This window comes from Mucilaginibacter sp. BGA-UO-ETr-C110, from assembly GCF_059567985.1.
The window spans coordinates 1,146,851-1,160,319 of record NZ_JCAQPB010000002.1 but is presented as its reverse complement, the minus strand read 5'-3'; the positions used below and the strand labels follow the sequence as shown (position 1 = coordinate 1,160,319).

Annotated in this window: 9 protein-coding genes; 3 read left to right on the top strand and 6 right to left on the bottom strand. The window is 40.2% G+C overall.

Features of this window, described 5'->3' with window-relative positions; translation table 11 throughout:
• Window positions 1–118 precede the first annotated feature (118 nt).
• The gene (locus AC57BQ_RS06135) at window positions 119–1,090 is read right to left on the bottom strand and encodes a FecR family protein (RefSeq protein ID WP_496405431.1); all 972 of its coding nucleotides are present in this window, start codon (window positions 1,088–1,090) and stop codon (window positions 119–121) included.
• A gap of 171 nt (window positions 1,091–1,261) precedes the next feature.
• Complete coding sequence (locus AC57BQ_RS06130; protein ID WP_496405430.1) at window positions 1,262–1,777, bottom strand: RNA polymerase sigma-70 factor; 516 nt, start codon at window positions 1,775–1,777, stop codon at window positions 1,262–1,264.
• A gap of 544 nt (window positions 1,778–2,321) precedes the next feature.
• On the opposite strand from AC57BQ_RS06130, the gene AC57BQ_RS06125 reads away from it, so the two are divergent.
• Entirely contained in the window at window positions 2,322–2,510 is a 189-nt protein-coding gene (locus AC57BQ_RS06125; protein ID WP_496405429.1) for a hypothetical protein, read from the top strand.
• A gap of 389 nt (window positions 2,511–2,899) precedes the next feature.
• On the opposite strand, the gene AC57BQ_RS06120 is transcribed toward AC57BQ_RS06125, so the two are convergent.
• Window positions 2,900–4,324: a SusD/RagB family nutrient-binding outer membrane lipoprotein gene (locus tag AC57BQ_RS06120; RefSeq protein WP_496405428.1), complete on the bottom strand. Its 1,425-nt coding sequence runs from the start codon at window positions 4,322–4,324 to the stop codon at window positions 2,900–2,902.
• Between the two features lie 11 nt (window positions 4,325–4,335).
• Window positions 4,336–7,521: a SusC/RagA family TonB-linked outer membrane protein gene (locus tag AC57BQ_RS06115; protein ID WP_496405427.1), complete on the bottom strand. Its 3,186-nt coding sequence runs from the start codon at window positions 7,519–7,521 to the stop codon at window positions 4,336–4,338.
• A gap of 329 nt (window positions 7,522–7,850) precedes the next feature.
• Here AC57BQ_RS06115 and AC57BQ_RS06110 point away from each other — a divergent pair, with 329 nt between their 5' ends.
• A complete protein-coding gene (locus AC57BQ_RS06110; RefSeq protein ID WP_496405426.1) occupies window positions 7,851–8,909 on the top strand; it encodes an alpha/beta hydrolase family protein in 1,059 nt (352 codons plus the stop codon).
• 251 nt (window positions 8,910–9,160) lie between these two features.
• Here AC57BQ_RS06110 and AC57BQ_RS06105 read toward each other — a convergent pair whose 3' ends face one another.
• On the bottom strand, window positions 9,161–9,421 hold the full coding sequence (locus AC57BQ_RS06105) for a hypothetical protein (protein ID WP_496405425.1): 261 nt from the start codon (window positions 9,419–9,421) through the stop codon (window positions 9,161–9,163).
• A gap of 415 nt (window positions 9,422–9,836) precedes the next feature.
• On the opposite strand from AC57BQ_RS06105, the gene AC57BQ_RS06100 reads away from it, so the two are divergent.
• Entirely contained in the window at window positions 9,837–11,138 is a 1,302-nt protein-coding gene (locus tag AC57BQ_RS06100; protein ID WP_496405424.1) for a glucosidase family protein, read from the top strand.
• Between the two features lie 38 nt (window positions 11,139–11,176).
• Here the strand turns inward: AC57BQ_RS06100 and AC57BQ_RS06095 are convergent, their stop codons facing one another.
• Window positions 11,177–13,339 carry an alpha-galactosidase gene (locus tag AC57BQ_RS06095; RefSeq protein WP_496405423.1) on the bottom strand — a complete coding sequence of 721 codons (2,163 nt, stop codon included), beginning with the start codon at window positions 13,337–13,339 and terminating at the stop codon, window positions 11,177–11,179.
• Window positions 13,340–13,469 lie beyond the last annotated feature (130 nt).

Here is a 13,469-nt window from a genome sequence, read left to right as displayed (position 1 = left end):
AAAAAAAGACTTGGGAAAATTTAGAGCAGGGGTGGCTTCAACATCTCTGCTTTTTTAATGTGAAGAGTTTTTATTTGATCATACGCTTTCTTTTTAGGGTTTAAGTAATAGTTTTTGTTTAGTTAAGTTTATCTGTTACTGTTACAGAGTGCTCCTTTATTTTATAGTCAAGATTGAGCGCCTCGCACATCATATTCATTGTATTTATTAGTGATTGATCTGTAAAATCGGCAGTTATACGGGTATTGCCCGCCCTCGAAACTTTGTAAGTTATCTTTACCTCAAACTTTTTTTCGGTGCGCTGCAAAACATCTTCAATAGTGGCATCATTAAAAAACATATTATATTCTGTGCCCTTTGTAAGTGATGCTACTTCCTGAATCGGATGACTTTCCTGCGTTATTGTTTTTTTCGATTCAAAGTACACCCCTTTTTGATGCGGATGAAGCGTGATAGCCGCCGCATTTGCCGAACTTAAAAATACACGCCCGGTTAAAACATCAACTTCTATTTTATTATTCGTGCGTTTTATGTTAAAGCTTGTACCCAATACCCGCGTAGTTAAATTACCGCAATGAATAATAAACGGATGCTTAGCGTCTTTTGCCACTTCAAACAAGGCCTCACCATCCAGATCAACTTTGCGCAGATCACCTTTAAAACTCACCGGAAAGCTTAATTTGCTGTTTCCCTTTAACCATACTATGGTTCCGTCGGAAAGAATGCTTTTAGTAATATGTCCTGTCGAATTGGAAACTGAAGTATATTGGTGTATGCCAAAAATCTCTTTAAATCTGCCGCTAAAAGCGAATATGACGATTCCCATTAAAACTATACAGGATGCTACCTTTAACCAGGGCCGCATACGCACTATAAAAGCCCCCCTTTTGCTTTGCACAGGTTTTATCTTATTGATCAATTCATGGTATGTTCTTTTTTGAGTGTCCTGCTTTTCTGATGCTGTTAAACTATCAAATGCTTGCTCGTCAGTAATATGCCTAAGCCACTCTTCAACCCTGAATTTCTCCTCCATATTTAACTGATCTTTTAAATACAGATCAATTAATTTTTCAAACTCTTTATCTTGCATCAATTTTTACTACAGTTTATTGCAGCGTTCTATATGTAAGTAAACCAAGAAGGGTTAAACACCTATCCTATTTTTATTTTTTTTATAGAAATTTAATATTAGCTATCAAAAAGTTGGAGATTTCGTAAAATAATTATCAAAATCACAGAATACTTAAAAAAGAGAGGGAGATCAGATCAAAAAATCACCTAACGATGATCGTAAATACTTTAAAGCTTTGGTTAGTTGATTTTCGACAGTTTTATGGGAGATATTCAGCAAATCGGCGATATTTTTTATAGATTGATGTTCATCACGACTCAACCTATAAATTTGCTGGCATTTTTCGGGAAGTTTCGATACTTCGTTCTCCACTTTCAACTTTAAATCAGAGAGATAGATATTTTCTTCATTTGAATTATCAAAAAAGATCTTTTCAAAATTAGAGTAACTTTCGGCATAATGCTTTTTAACTTTTTCAGACTTGATATAATTCAGGGTTTGAAATTTAATGGCAGTGAACAAATAGGCCTTAAAAGAATGGGTTATTTCCAGTGCGTGCCGCTTATTCCATAATGAAAGAAAGATTTCCTGTACTATTTCTTCACAGACCACCTTGTTTCTTAGAATATTATAAGCATAACTATACAATTCAGACCAATAGAGCTTATATATTTCCTCAAATGCAGCAATATTTCCCTTCTTCAAATAAAGAACAACATTTTCTTCGCCATATTTAAGCCCTTTTTTGATAATTTTTTATATTTTATGAAAAATCATGATAAATATAAAAACTTTAGTCAATATAAATTGTATTTTTCACAATTTATATTGACTAAAGTTAAAATTAAGACAAGATTATTACGAGTCTTAGAAAAAAACCACCATATCTAAATTAAAAGAGAAATAATAAACACAATTAGCAGAATGAAATAGCGGAATGATCATTAAATTTTGTTAAAAAAGCGCTTAATCTACTGCAAACAACTATTGGGATTTTCTATTTAACTTCGATTGTATGTACCAAGCAGTTAATAACTGATAATATATATCGAAAATGTTGGTAATTTGTCTGTTTTGGCCCCGTGTTCAAGATCGTGACAATGGAATTTAAACACTTTGTAAATAATCTCTGAAAGGTCAGAAAACCCCTGAAAGCTTGCGGGATGATTTAATCAGTGTTTATGAGGAGGGGCTCTCTTCAGAGACGGCGATTTGAGCAAAGCAGCTGTTTTAGCCAAACAAGCTCAGGATGATCATTATTAAAAAAACAATCAGCCAAAACACCAAAGTAATACTCATTTCTCTTTTGAGAAAAAGAGAAATTTCAGCTCTGACTGAGCGCTTACCTCTTTTCATTATCTTAAAGCCCTTAGGTCGTAATCCTGCTGAACCAACGGATATTAATAGCAAACAAACCTTGCTGATTACACAGGAATAATATAAACGAAAATTGTACAATTACGCCGGTTTAAAAAGAGAAGCGGCTAAAACGGAAAGGAATGGCTAAAATGATGATCATTACATCCCCAAAAGATAAAAATTAAAAATAAACGAAATACACTTCCGGGATTCTGATTAAAGGTAAATAATAAAAGCGATGATTGATAACTGACTCACCATTATTGCATTCCAGCAAAACAGAATTTCCTGTAATCAATAAATTACTCAGGCAAAATAAAACAAAGCCTCCTTGATGATGTCTAAACAAACTTCTCCTATGACTTCCTCAAAACGCTAAAAAGCCAGTAATCATGATCAATTACCGGCTTTTATACTTACCTTTTGGATTTAGCTTTCAGAATAATTCATGACAGCGTGATGATATTCCTATTGTTTATCCCACCACAGCCTGGCATTTAAATCGTCACTGCCACCGTATGGAAATGAGGCGACGGCTGCGTGGTAGTTAATTGTATTATTTGTTTGTTCTTGTGTTGGATAACCTTCCCGGCGGGGTATGCGGTCACCGTTTGCACCAGGAGCTGCGACCAAAACAGGATACCCGGTTCTTCTCCATTCAGCCCAGCCCTCATAGCCGTGCAAGAACAGGTGTACCCAACGCTGGTAAGCAATCTGCATTATTGCTGTGCCCGGGTTATATTGAACCTGGCTTTGCGCCAGATATGCCGTCGCTCCGGTGGTACTGCCCGTCCATTGCGCAATAGAAGTTTGGACAGCTAATTCGTAATTGTTTTTTGCGGCTACATCCCCACCACCTATCCACCCCAGTTTGGCGGCTTCGGCCATAGCGAATAAAGCCTGTGCATAAGTAACTAAGTAAACAGGTGAAGTTTGCAGGCGAAGGGATGAACCTAATAATGACACATTATTAATATCGTTGGAATTGGGAACAGCTTTGCCATATTCCAGTCCCACGTAATTCCCCGCGCTATTTTTATCACCAAACACAGGCAGGCGGGGATCATTTAAGGGAAGCATATAATCAACCAGGGGCTTGCTTAAAGCAAACCAGCTTCTGCCCAAACGGGTAAATGAGGTATACCAATAATTTTCATTATTCGGATCTGCCGCAGATGGATAAGCAAGGTTATCGCTGTTAGCCGTCATAATACCATTGGTGAGGGCTTTGTTAAACTCTGTACTCCCGGTTGCCGGATCAACTTTTGATAGCCGGAGGGCCATTAGCATATGTATGGTATTACTCAGCTTTTTCCACTTGGTTACATCGCCATTATAAACAATGTCATTTTTTATGGTTCCATTTGTGGTAACTATTCCGGCATTGGCTTCATCCAACAATTTAAACGCCGCGGTATAAATGGCCTGCTGACTGTCGTATTTCGGCGTAAAGTTAGCGTTTCCCTTTAATGCTTCTGCGTATGGCAGGGGCCCCCAGCGATCTGTCATATGCCAAAAGAAGTATGCTTTTAAGATTTTGGCTACCGCTATTTGATTGGCTATCGGGCCCTGGTTAGCATCAAGCTGAGTTTGCAGCACATTCTCCAGATCGTTTAATGGACCTGTATAAAAACTGTAAAAATTAAAATTCACTGTAGTATACCTGCTGTTATCTGTAAATGATGTATTGGACAGGTATTGTGGGTAATGCACTCCATAAGGTGATGAGCTAAGGGTTGGCAGCGTTAGTTCAGCATTAGCGATCAGCTGCGTGCCCGATGCCTTTGTGGGATTGTTAGGATCGGTTGTAATTGATTGACTGAATTTTTTGCAGTTGCTTAATAACAAAATAACAGATAGCAATAAGCAATTATGTATAAATATCTTTTTCATATTGTAATTTCTTAGAATGTCAGACTCAGGTTAAGGCCATATGAACGTACTGTGGGCAGTTCCCCTTTTTCAATCCAGCTGATAGAATTACTGCCGGAAGATAGTTCAGAAGGGTCAACCCCTTTTGGGGCTTTCTGCCAAATCATCCATGGGTTACGCGCGATAAAGGCTATTTTTGCCGCTTTAAACGGAGACCCTGTCAGTATACTTTTATCAAAAGTATAGCCCAGGCTTACTTCTCTTAATTTAATATAAGATGCACTGTATATCCAGTTTTCAGTCACCTGCGTGCCCAAAACGTTCCTGTAATAACTCCTGGCATCTACATATGCGGTTACTTCCTGGCCGGTTGCCTTCGAGATGCCTGTTATTTTAACACCACCTCCACTGGCTAAAGGGTCGCGAACATTAAAGCCTTTGTCATTTTGTGAGGCTGTTTCTGCCGCCTGACCAGATTTTACAGCAAGCATTTGCGACCAGCTGAAAAATTGCCCGCCATCCTGAAAATCGATCGTGGCGGCCAGGTTAAATTTCCATATCCTGAAATTGTTCTGAAAACCGCCGGTAAATTTGGGTAATACACTGCCAAAATTGTGATTGGCTTCGTAAAGTGGCATATTATCTGTACCCAATAGTATTTTTCCGGTTGCAGGATCGCGCTGGTAACCCTGACCTACGATGTTGCCGAACCCCTGATTAACAGTGGAGTTTAGGTAAACAGACACGCTTGAATAAGTTTGCACAGCCAACTGGTAGGTATTGATACCCGGATATAGCGACTTAACCTTACTTTCGTTATGGGCGGCGTTAAATGTAACATCCCAGCTGAATAGCTTCGACTGTACCGGGCGCCCGGTTAAGGAAAGCTCTATGCCTTTGTTTTCTATCAGACCAGCATTAATCACGGTTTGACTATAGCCGCTTGCCCCGGAAACTGATAAGTTGATGATTTGATTTTTATTTTGTTGATTATAATAAGTAAACGCCAATCCGAAACGATTCTTAAAGAATTTAAGATCGGTACCCAATTCAAATGAATTGGCAAATGAAGGTTTAATATTAGGATTTTTAAGTAAATCAGGAACTGTTAAGGGATTGATGCTTGATGTTGCGGTTGGATAAACAGTACCCAGGGCATAAGTGAAACTTGTTTGATATGGATCAAGGTCAGAACCTGCTATGGCATATCCCGCTCTTATTTTACCGAATGATAGCGGTTCCCATTTCAACAGTTCACTAAAAACAAAACTACCGGATACAGATGGATACCAATAAGAGTTGTTGTTGGCAGGCAATGCCGATGATATATCATTACGTATCGAAGCTTCTAAAAAATAAATCTCCTTATAGCCAAATGATCCTGTGGCATACACACTCCTGACCTCTTTTTTTCGGATATAGGAGGTGCTTAAAGGCCTGTTAGCGGAAGCTGCTATAGTATAATCGCCAGGGCTGGATAAACCGCCCACCGTAGCCGAATATAATTGGGAATAATTTTGCGTAAGCAGGTTGGCTCCTAACAGGAAGTTGGCCGAGAAATCATGCCATTTTTTATCATACTGACCTAAAAACTCATAATTATTTTCTGTGTTCTGATATTTGCCGACTGCATATCCCTCATCTGCGATCCCCCCCAACGCGGTTTTATTGGTGATATTTTGGGTATAAAAATCTGAGCGGGCAAAACCGCTTAATTTCAGTCCGGGTAATACCTGGTAACTCAAATTAACATCCCCAAAAACACGATCCCTGCTATCATTATTAAGCACTTCGTAAGCATCAAAAAACGGGTTATCCCAATCACTTGGTTTATTGGTAGTTATTACTCCAGCCGAATTGGGATTAACGTTCCAGTTCATAATAGTACCATCGGGGTATTTATAGTTGCGCAAACGGTTGATATCCAAATTGCGCTGAAACCATTGCTGGGCACCGGTAAATGATCCCTGGTAACCTTGTGAAGGTCTTTGGGCGCTGTTATTGGCATAACTAACATTTGCGCCCAGGGTTAATTTGGCGTTTAAGTTTAAAGAAGTGCTTAACCCCAAATTATTACGCTTTAACGAAGTATTGGGTATAGTCCCCTTGATATAGTTATTGTTATAGCTGAATCTGTAAGCGGCATTTTCGCTACCTCCGGTAACAGTAATGCCATTATTGATATTCTGCCCGGTTTGGTAGTAGTCTTTGATATTATCAGGATGTGGCACAAATGGAGTTAGCTGACCATACTGCGGATCTTCGGGATAAAAACTGTAATACATCCTAACGGGAGTTCCATCCATTTTAGGACCCCAGCTTTCGTCATTGCCATTAATATACTTTTGGCCGTTAGCCAGTGTGGAGAAAGTTTGATTATTACCTACTCCATAAGTATTTTGAAGGGGTAAGAAGTTACCGATATGCTCAAGGGAAAAAGCACTATTTACCGAAACCGATACATTTTTGGCCCCCTTTATTCCTTTCTTAGTGGTGATAAGGATTGCGCCATATTGCCCGCGCAATCCATAAAGGGCTGATGCGGCAGGACCTTTCAAAACACTTACACTTTCAATGTCATCAGGATTGATATCCTGTGAAATATTTCCCCGGTCTACGCCATTTTCTGTATCGGCAAAGTTATCCTGTGCAACGGGAGTTCCGTCTACTACCATTAATGGAGCACCGCTACCATTGAGCGAGTTAATACCCCTTAGCTTTATTTTGGCTGTTCCACCTAAATTCGCGCCGGACGAACCAGTTACCTGGGCACCGGCAATTTTACCGGCTAAATCATTGATGACGTTTTGATCTTTGGTAACAGTAAGATCCGACCCTTTTATTTGTTGAGCGGAGTATCCTAAAGATTTCTGATCTCTTTTGATACCCAGCGCGGTAACAACAACTTCATTAAGCTGTTTATTATCTTGCTTTAGCTGAATGTTGATTACAGATTCGTGGCCCAGAGGCACTTCCTGTGTCAGGTACCCAATGAATTTAAATACTAAGATGGGGTTATCAGCATTAACTGTAATACTAAAATCGCCATTGTTGTTAGTAATAGAGCCTGTTGCTGTGCCTTTCAAAGAAACAGATACACCCGGTATCGGGAGTTTATCTCTGAAGTCGGTTACATTCCCTTTAATTGTGCGTTGTGCAAACAAGTTAGATGCAGAAAAAAACAGCAGAATCCCTAAAAGTTGTAGGTTTTTTTTCATAAGTGGTAGGTTTTAGAATTGAAATTAACAAAAGTTTAACATTCAATGACTACTTTATTAATTTTATAGAAATAAATTTTCCACATTGATTGCATCAATGAAAAATACATCTACATTATCGCTTCTAATGTATGTGTAACCTTTGTCCATTTGTTCCCCACTTTGCCGGGACATTGCCTTTAAAAAATCAAAACACCCGATTTACCTAGGCGCCATCGTCCAGACTTTTCGATAAATCTTGCCATGCTGATTCTCGCCTTGTCATATTCATATTGTTACAATAATTAAGCGCTATGTTTTATACCTTGTACCAGTAAATCCATACTAATATGCTGTTTAAGATCAAGGTGTTTTGCAGCAGCGTGCTGTTATCGCTATGCGCGCTGCTTTCAACTGCACAGCAAATAGATTATCCTTCCACAGATCAGGTGGCGGCCGATTTTAAAAAGTTGCTGGAGAGGCCGCGCGTTCCGTTAAACCCCTCTTTTGAAGTAACCAAAACAGATTCGGCTATAATCGAACATGGTTTTATTTACAGCGAAAAGAACGAACGGGTGCCCATCTTGATTTATAAACCGACTACGGGAGCCAGATCATACCCCGCTGTTATTTTTTTACATGGCACGGGCGGCAAAAAAGAGGATAACAAAAAGATCCTGTACCAACTGGTTAAAAGAGGTATTATGGGCGTTTCTATTGACGCCCGCTTTCATGGTGAACGGATTGCCGGGGGTGCGCATGGCTCAATGGAATATACGGCTGCCGCAACCGCTGCCTGGGAAAATAAAGACAAAGTCCATCAAACCCACCCCTTTTTGTTCGACACTGCGTTTGACCTATGGCGGGTGACAGATTATCTGATCAGCAGGCCCGATGTCGACCCCAATCGCCTGGGCATGGGCGGTATCTCCATGGGTGGTATCGAAACATGGCTTGCCGCTTCGGCAGATCAGCGGATCAAAGTGATCGTGCTGGATATTTCAGTACAAAGCTTTAAATGGTCCTTAGCTAATGATAAATGGCAGGGACGTGCCGGTACGATCCAGGGTACACATCTACAGGCCGCTAAAGACCTGGGCGATTCGGCTTTAAACAAACGAAACGTAAAGGCGGTATGGGATAAATTGCTGCCTCATATTACCGATGAATTCGACTGCCCGTCATTACTGCGGCTGATGGCGCCACGGGCCCTGCTAGTTGTCGGTACCGAAAACGATCCAAATTGTCCGCTGCCCGGCGCAAACATCGCTTATGCATCGGCTATGCAGGCTTACGCCTCCAAAAATGCGACCAACAAAATCAGCCGTGATATAGCCCCAAAACTATTCCATACCTCCACACCCGAACATTTTAAAATGACACTGGATTGGTTTAGCAAATGGCTGTAATTGCCGGCCTTTGCAGTTTGCATCAGGATACCTGAAGCAAGCCGGCATACCTGCCGACATTTTGGTTTCCCTTTGAAACGCTTGATGCGATCATGGTATTTCTTGTATAAACTTTTTTTATTAAATGATCGCATTCTGTTGGGGTTGAATAAATCCGGCGTGTATTCCAATAATTCTATTGGCAATCCTTTGCTCTGACCGCTTCTGCAAAAACGCTCAATTGTTCCATATCAATTCCTCCCCCTCTCCTTCTAAATAGTTTCCACGTAATTCATGATAAACCTTGCCACTTGCTCCTGCTCTGCGATGGCCAGTGTTTCTCCGTCATAGATCCAGTAGCCTTCCATATCGAATAGTATCCTGCCCAGGTAATCCGAATTTTCATCAAAAGCGCTATATAATTCATAGCTCATTACCAGTCCTTTATTTTCTGTATCCGGCACTACCAGCACGACCTCATCAGGACCGCCTTTACGCTTGATCCATGCCTTAGCTTCTCTGATCAATTCCATATTTTTCCTCTTGATAAAACAAAGGTGAAAATTATTTTGTAATTCCCCATATAAAATACTAATATTTTTAGCATGTATTTATAATCCCAAATTTAATGGTATGACCAGTACGAAAAAAAATATCATCAGCCGGTTGCAAAAGGACATTTTGCAATGGGAAGTCTACAGGCCACCGTCTGTCGGTACTTAGGAACTGATGAGCGTAGGCTCGGTAGAAACCGCTTTTCAAAATAATATTTCCCCAATAAGCGCAGTACATGAAATGGTACGCAGCAATACGGAACAGGCTGCGGCTTGCGGCGGTTTTGTAATTGGAATAAAACTTTTACCCCGGCAGGATGGAGCTAATAGCAGAATAAAAAATTACAGATTATTGTTTTCTTTGCAACTCTTTAAAAAATTATAGACACAGTACATGAAAACTATTTTTATTGCTATTTCTTTGGTGATTAGTATTTCTATGCGGGGGTATACACAGCAAGATCGGAAATTGGCTGCACAAATTATGGCAGATAAAAGGCTTGATACCGTGTATAACAAAGCCACAACCCTTTTAAGCAAAGGGTTTAACGCCGGTGATGGTTACCCACAGGTATGGATACGTGATTTTAATACCTTTATTGAAACTTCATGCAAAGTTTACAACCACGACAGTATTCGAACTAACCTGCTCACTTTTCTGCGGCTACAGCAACCTAATGGCGAAATTGTAGATGGATATGTATTAAAGGGACATGTAACCTGGAATGATCCGAACATTTACACCTCGGCTTATGACAGCACTCATGTCGGTTTTAAAAATACGGTAGAAACAGACCAGGAGACTTCGCTGATACAAGCCATTGCCAAGTATATCCGTGTTACCGGCGACAGATCGATCCTAAAGGAAATGATTGCGGGTAAAACAGCACTGCAACGACTGGAGCTTTCGATAGCCTATTTACTAAAGAACCGCTATTCGAATAAATATCATTTATTAACAGGAGCTACTACCCAAGATTGGGGGGATGTACAAATTGAAGGTGGAGCCGTGGTGGATATCGATAAAAATACCCATTGGGCAATTGATATATATGATAATGCCATGTTGGTAATAGCCCTGAATGATATGATCGGTTTTTATGATCAGGAACAGGAGCGACATAATTGGCAGCAGCTAAAAGCGACTACAATTAATTCGATCAGGAAATATTTGTGGAACTCGAAAAAACATAAATTCATTCCACACCTATATCTTGACAAATCGCCTTTTCCGGCAAATTTTCATGAAGATAGGATTTATTTTCATGGAGGTACGGCTATAGCCATTGAAGCAGGAATTTTATCAAAGAATGAGATCCAGCTTGTAAATCAGGATATGTTACGCAATGTAAAATTGTCTGGTGCACCATCCATTGGATTAACGCTATTTCCGATCTATCCCGAAGGAATTTATAAAGGCTCCACATCATCCAAACCATACGTTTACCAAAATGGTGGTGATTGGACCTGGTTTGGTGCACGGATGACACAGCAGCTTATCAAGTACGGCTTTATTGAACAGGCTTATGAAGAATTACAACCGATGATCAACAGAACCATTAGAGACAAGGGCTTTTACGAATGGTATAGCGTTGACGGTAAACCAAATGGATCCGCCTCTTTTAAAGGATCAGCCGGTGTGTTGGCCAATGCCATAGATCAATTAAAAGAGTGGGCAAAGGTCAATAATAAATAACATTTTCAGAAGCAATGGTAAGTGGTAACTTTTAGCCTTTAAATAGCCTCCAGTTCCAATACCGAACTGGTACGTGCTCGTTTTAGGTACCATTTCAGTCCCTGCTCCATTAACGTTTCACCGCTGAATACCTGACCATTTTCAGGAAACACCGACTTGGACCCGTTATTCAAATTTATTTCAGTAATCCTGTATTTCTTATTGGGGTCAAGGCCATTCAGTTTTAATTCAGGATAAGTATCAGCTTCAATGCTTTCAAGATTATAGGCAAAAACAATCGCCTTATTTCTTGTGCTATCTACGTACATTAATGAAGCGAAATTCGTTTTGTATGGCGATACAAGCCGATACAGATCGCCATAATTGATCACATTTTGTAGGCGTTTATAATTATCAGTCACCGTGCGGCTCAAGGCAATTTCGCCCTCCGTCATTTTTTTAACCATAACATCAAACCCTAGCTTACATGACATGGCTACATCCAATTTGTACTTCAGGGATTCACTTCCTGCAGCTGTAACATGTGCACAGATAGCAAGCGCAGGATAGAAATAAGAGTATCCCCATTGAATCTTTATCCTGTCCATCGGGTAAGTATTGTCACTTGGCCAGAATTCCTGGAAATACTTTAATCCTCCATATTCAACCCGGCCCCCACCGCTGGCACACAACATCATATCCAGGTTCGGATACTTTGTACGCACCCGATCAAGTACTTTATAAAATCCTTGTGTATAGCGCACGTACATGGCATCTTGATTTTTTCCAAGATAAGGACTGTAGGCATTGTCCATCGAGCGGTTACAATCCCACTTCATATAAGATATCCCGGGCGACTCCTTCATCAGTTTATCAATAACGCCAAATACAAAATCCTGAACGGCCGGATTGGTAAGATCGAGCACCAACTGCGTACGGTACAGATGTTCTGGGCGGTTTGGCGCCTTTAATACCCAATCGGGGTGTTTTTCATATAGCTCACTTTTAGGGTTAACCATTTCGGGCTCAATCCATATCCCAAAGTTCAGTCCTTTGGCCGTTGCCTCCTTGACCAGGTAACCAATACCATTGGGCAGCTTTTTCTTGTTCGCTTCCCAATCACCTAAGCCCGCCCGCGAATTATCGCGTGGATATTTATTGGCAAACCATCCATCGTCAAGCAAAAACATATCGACACCCAGTTTTTTGGCTCCGTCGAATAAATTCACCAGCGTATCCTGATTAAAAGTAAAATAAGTGGCTTCCCAGTTATTCAGTAAGGTTTGCCGCTTTTGATGTCCATTCCAAATACCGTAATTAATGGCCCAGTTATGAAAATTACGACTTACTTGCCCTTCACCATTGGTAGTATAGGTGAATATAAAATGTGGTGTTTCAAAGTTCTCTTTGGGCTTTAACGAATAGCTTGATGTATAAGCGTTGATGCCCGGGATAATTTTTAATGAATTGCCCATATCCACATTCAGTTTTAATGATTCAAACTGGATATCAAAATTGCCACTGTAGGCGAGAGTTCCCGCAAAAACCTCTCCTGTGTTTTCGGTAACATCATTGTTGGGTGATATCAGAAAGGAAGGGTTATAATTGCAAGCTGTTCTTACCCCAAGTTTTGACTGAATGCTGAATATTCCAGGTGCGAGTTGGAATTTATGCATTTGCATTTCGTAGTTGTACTCTCCATAAAAATGAGTAAGGTAATTTTGTTGTGAAGGAATATTTATAAAAGCCGATGCATACCGGTTAAGCATCACATCCGACTTTTCAGCATGATGGATGCTGGTCCATGTTTCAATGATATTTGGGGTTTGATAGGCCCGGTAATGCAGCGTTACGAAAAACGGATATTGAGGGTCTTTTAAATTAATCTCTGTATATACAACATTACTGTTCTCGTTGCTGGTTTTCGACGAGACATAATCCAAAACAAGGGACATGTTACCATCGGCATGTTTCACTGCCAAAGCAGGCTCGTTAAGATACGTTGAACCACCGGTTGCATAAGCAGGGTTCAGGGCCGCATTGATATTTCTGTACCCAGCAGTATCTGATAATTTTTTTCCCAGATAAATTTGCTGCAAATGCCTATCTGCATCCGGCTGGTAAACAATGGCAAATGATTTGGTTCCAATAACAATTTTTTGTGCTTGCAGCTTAAATGGCAGTAAACCCGAAAGTATAATGATATATAATAGTCTTTTCATCAAAATCATAGTGCCGATCATTTAAATATGTCTTGGGGAATGGTTCCTGTCCAGCTATCCGGTTGTAATTATTGGTTGGGATCAAATCTATAAATGACTGGTTGTGTATCCTACTCGAAATTTGGTGAGT

Excerpts from the sequence above, each read along its gene's own strand:
- AC57BQ_RS06135 (WP_496405431.1), bottom strand. The coding sequence starts at position 1,090 with ATGCAAGATAAAGAGTTTGAAAAATTAATTGATCTGTATTTAAAAGAT.
- AC57BQ_RS06125 (WP_496405429.1), top strand. The coding sequence starts at position 2,322 with ATGATCATTATTAAAAAAACAATCAGCCAAAACACCAAAGTAATACTC.
- AC57BQ_RS06100 (WP_496405424.1), top strand. The coding sequence starts at position 9,837 with ATGAAAACTATTTTTATTGCTATTTCTTTGGTGATTAGTATTTCTATG.
- AC57BQ_RS06095 (WP_496405423.1), bottom strand. The coding sequence starts at position 13,339 with ATGAAAAGACTATTATATATCATTATACTTTCGGGTTTACTGCCATTT.
- AC57BQ_RS06105 (WP_496405425.1), bottom strand. The coding sequence starts at position 9,421 with ATGGAATTGATCAGAGAAGCTAAGGCATGGATCAAGCGTAAAGGCGGT.
- AC57BQ_RS06115 (WP_496405427.1), bottom strand. The coding sequence starts at position 7,521 with ATGAAAAAAAACCTACAACTTTTAGGGATTCTGCTGTTTTTTTCTGCA.
- AC57BQ_RS06120 (WP_496405428.1), bottom strand. The coding sequence starts at position 4,324 with ATGAAAAAGATATTTATACATAATTGCTTATTGCTATCTGTTATTTTG.
- AC57BQ_RS06110 (WP_496405426.1), top strand. The coding sequence starts at position 7,851 with ATGCTGTTTAAGATCAAGGTGTTTTGCAGCAGCGTGCTGTTATCGCTA.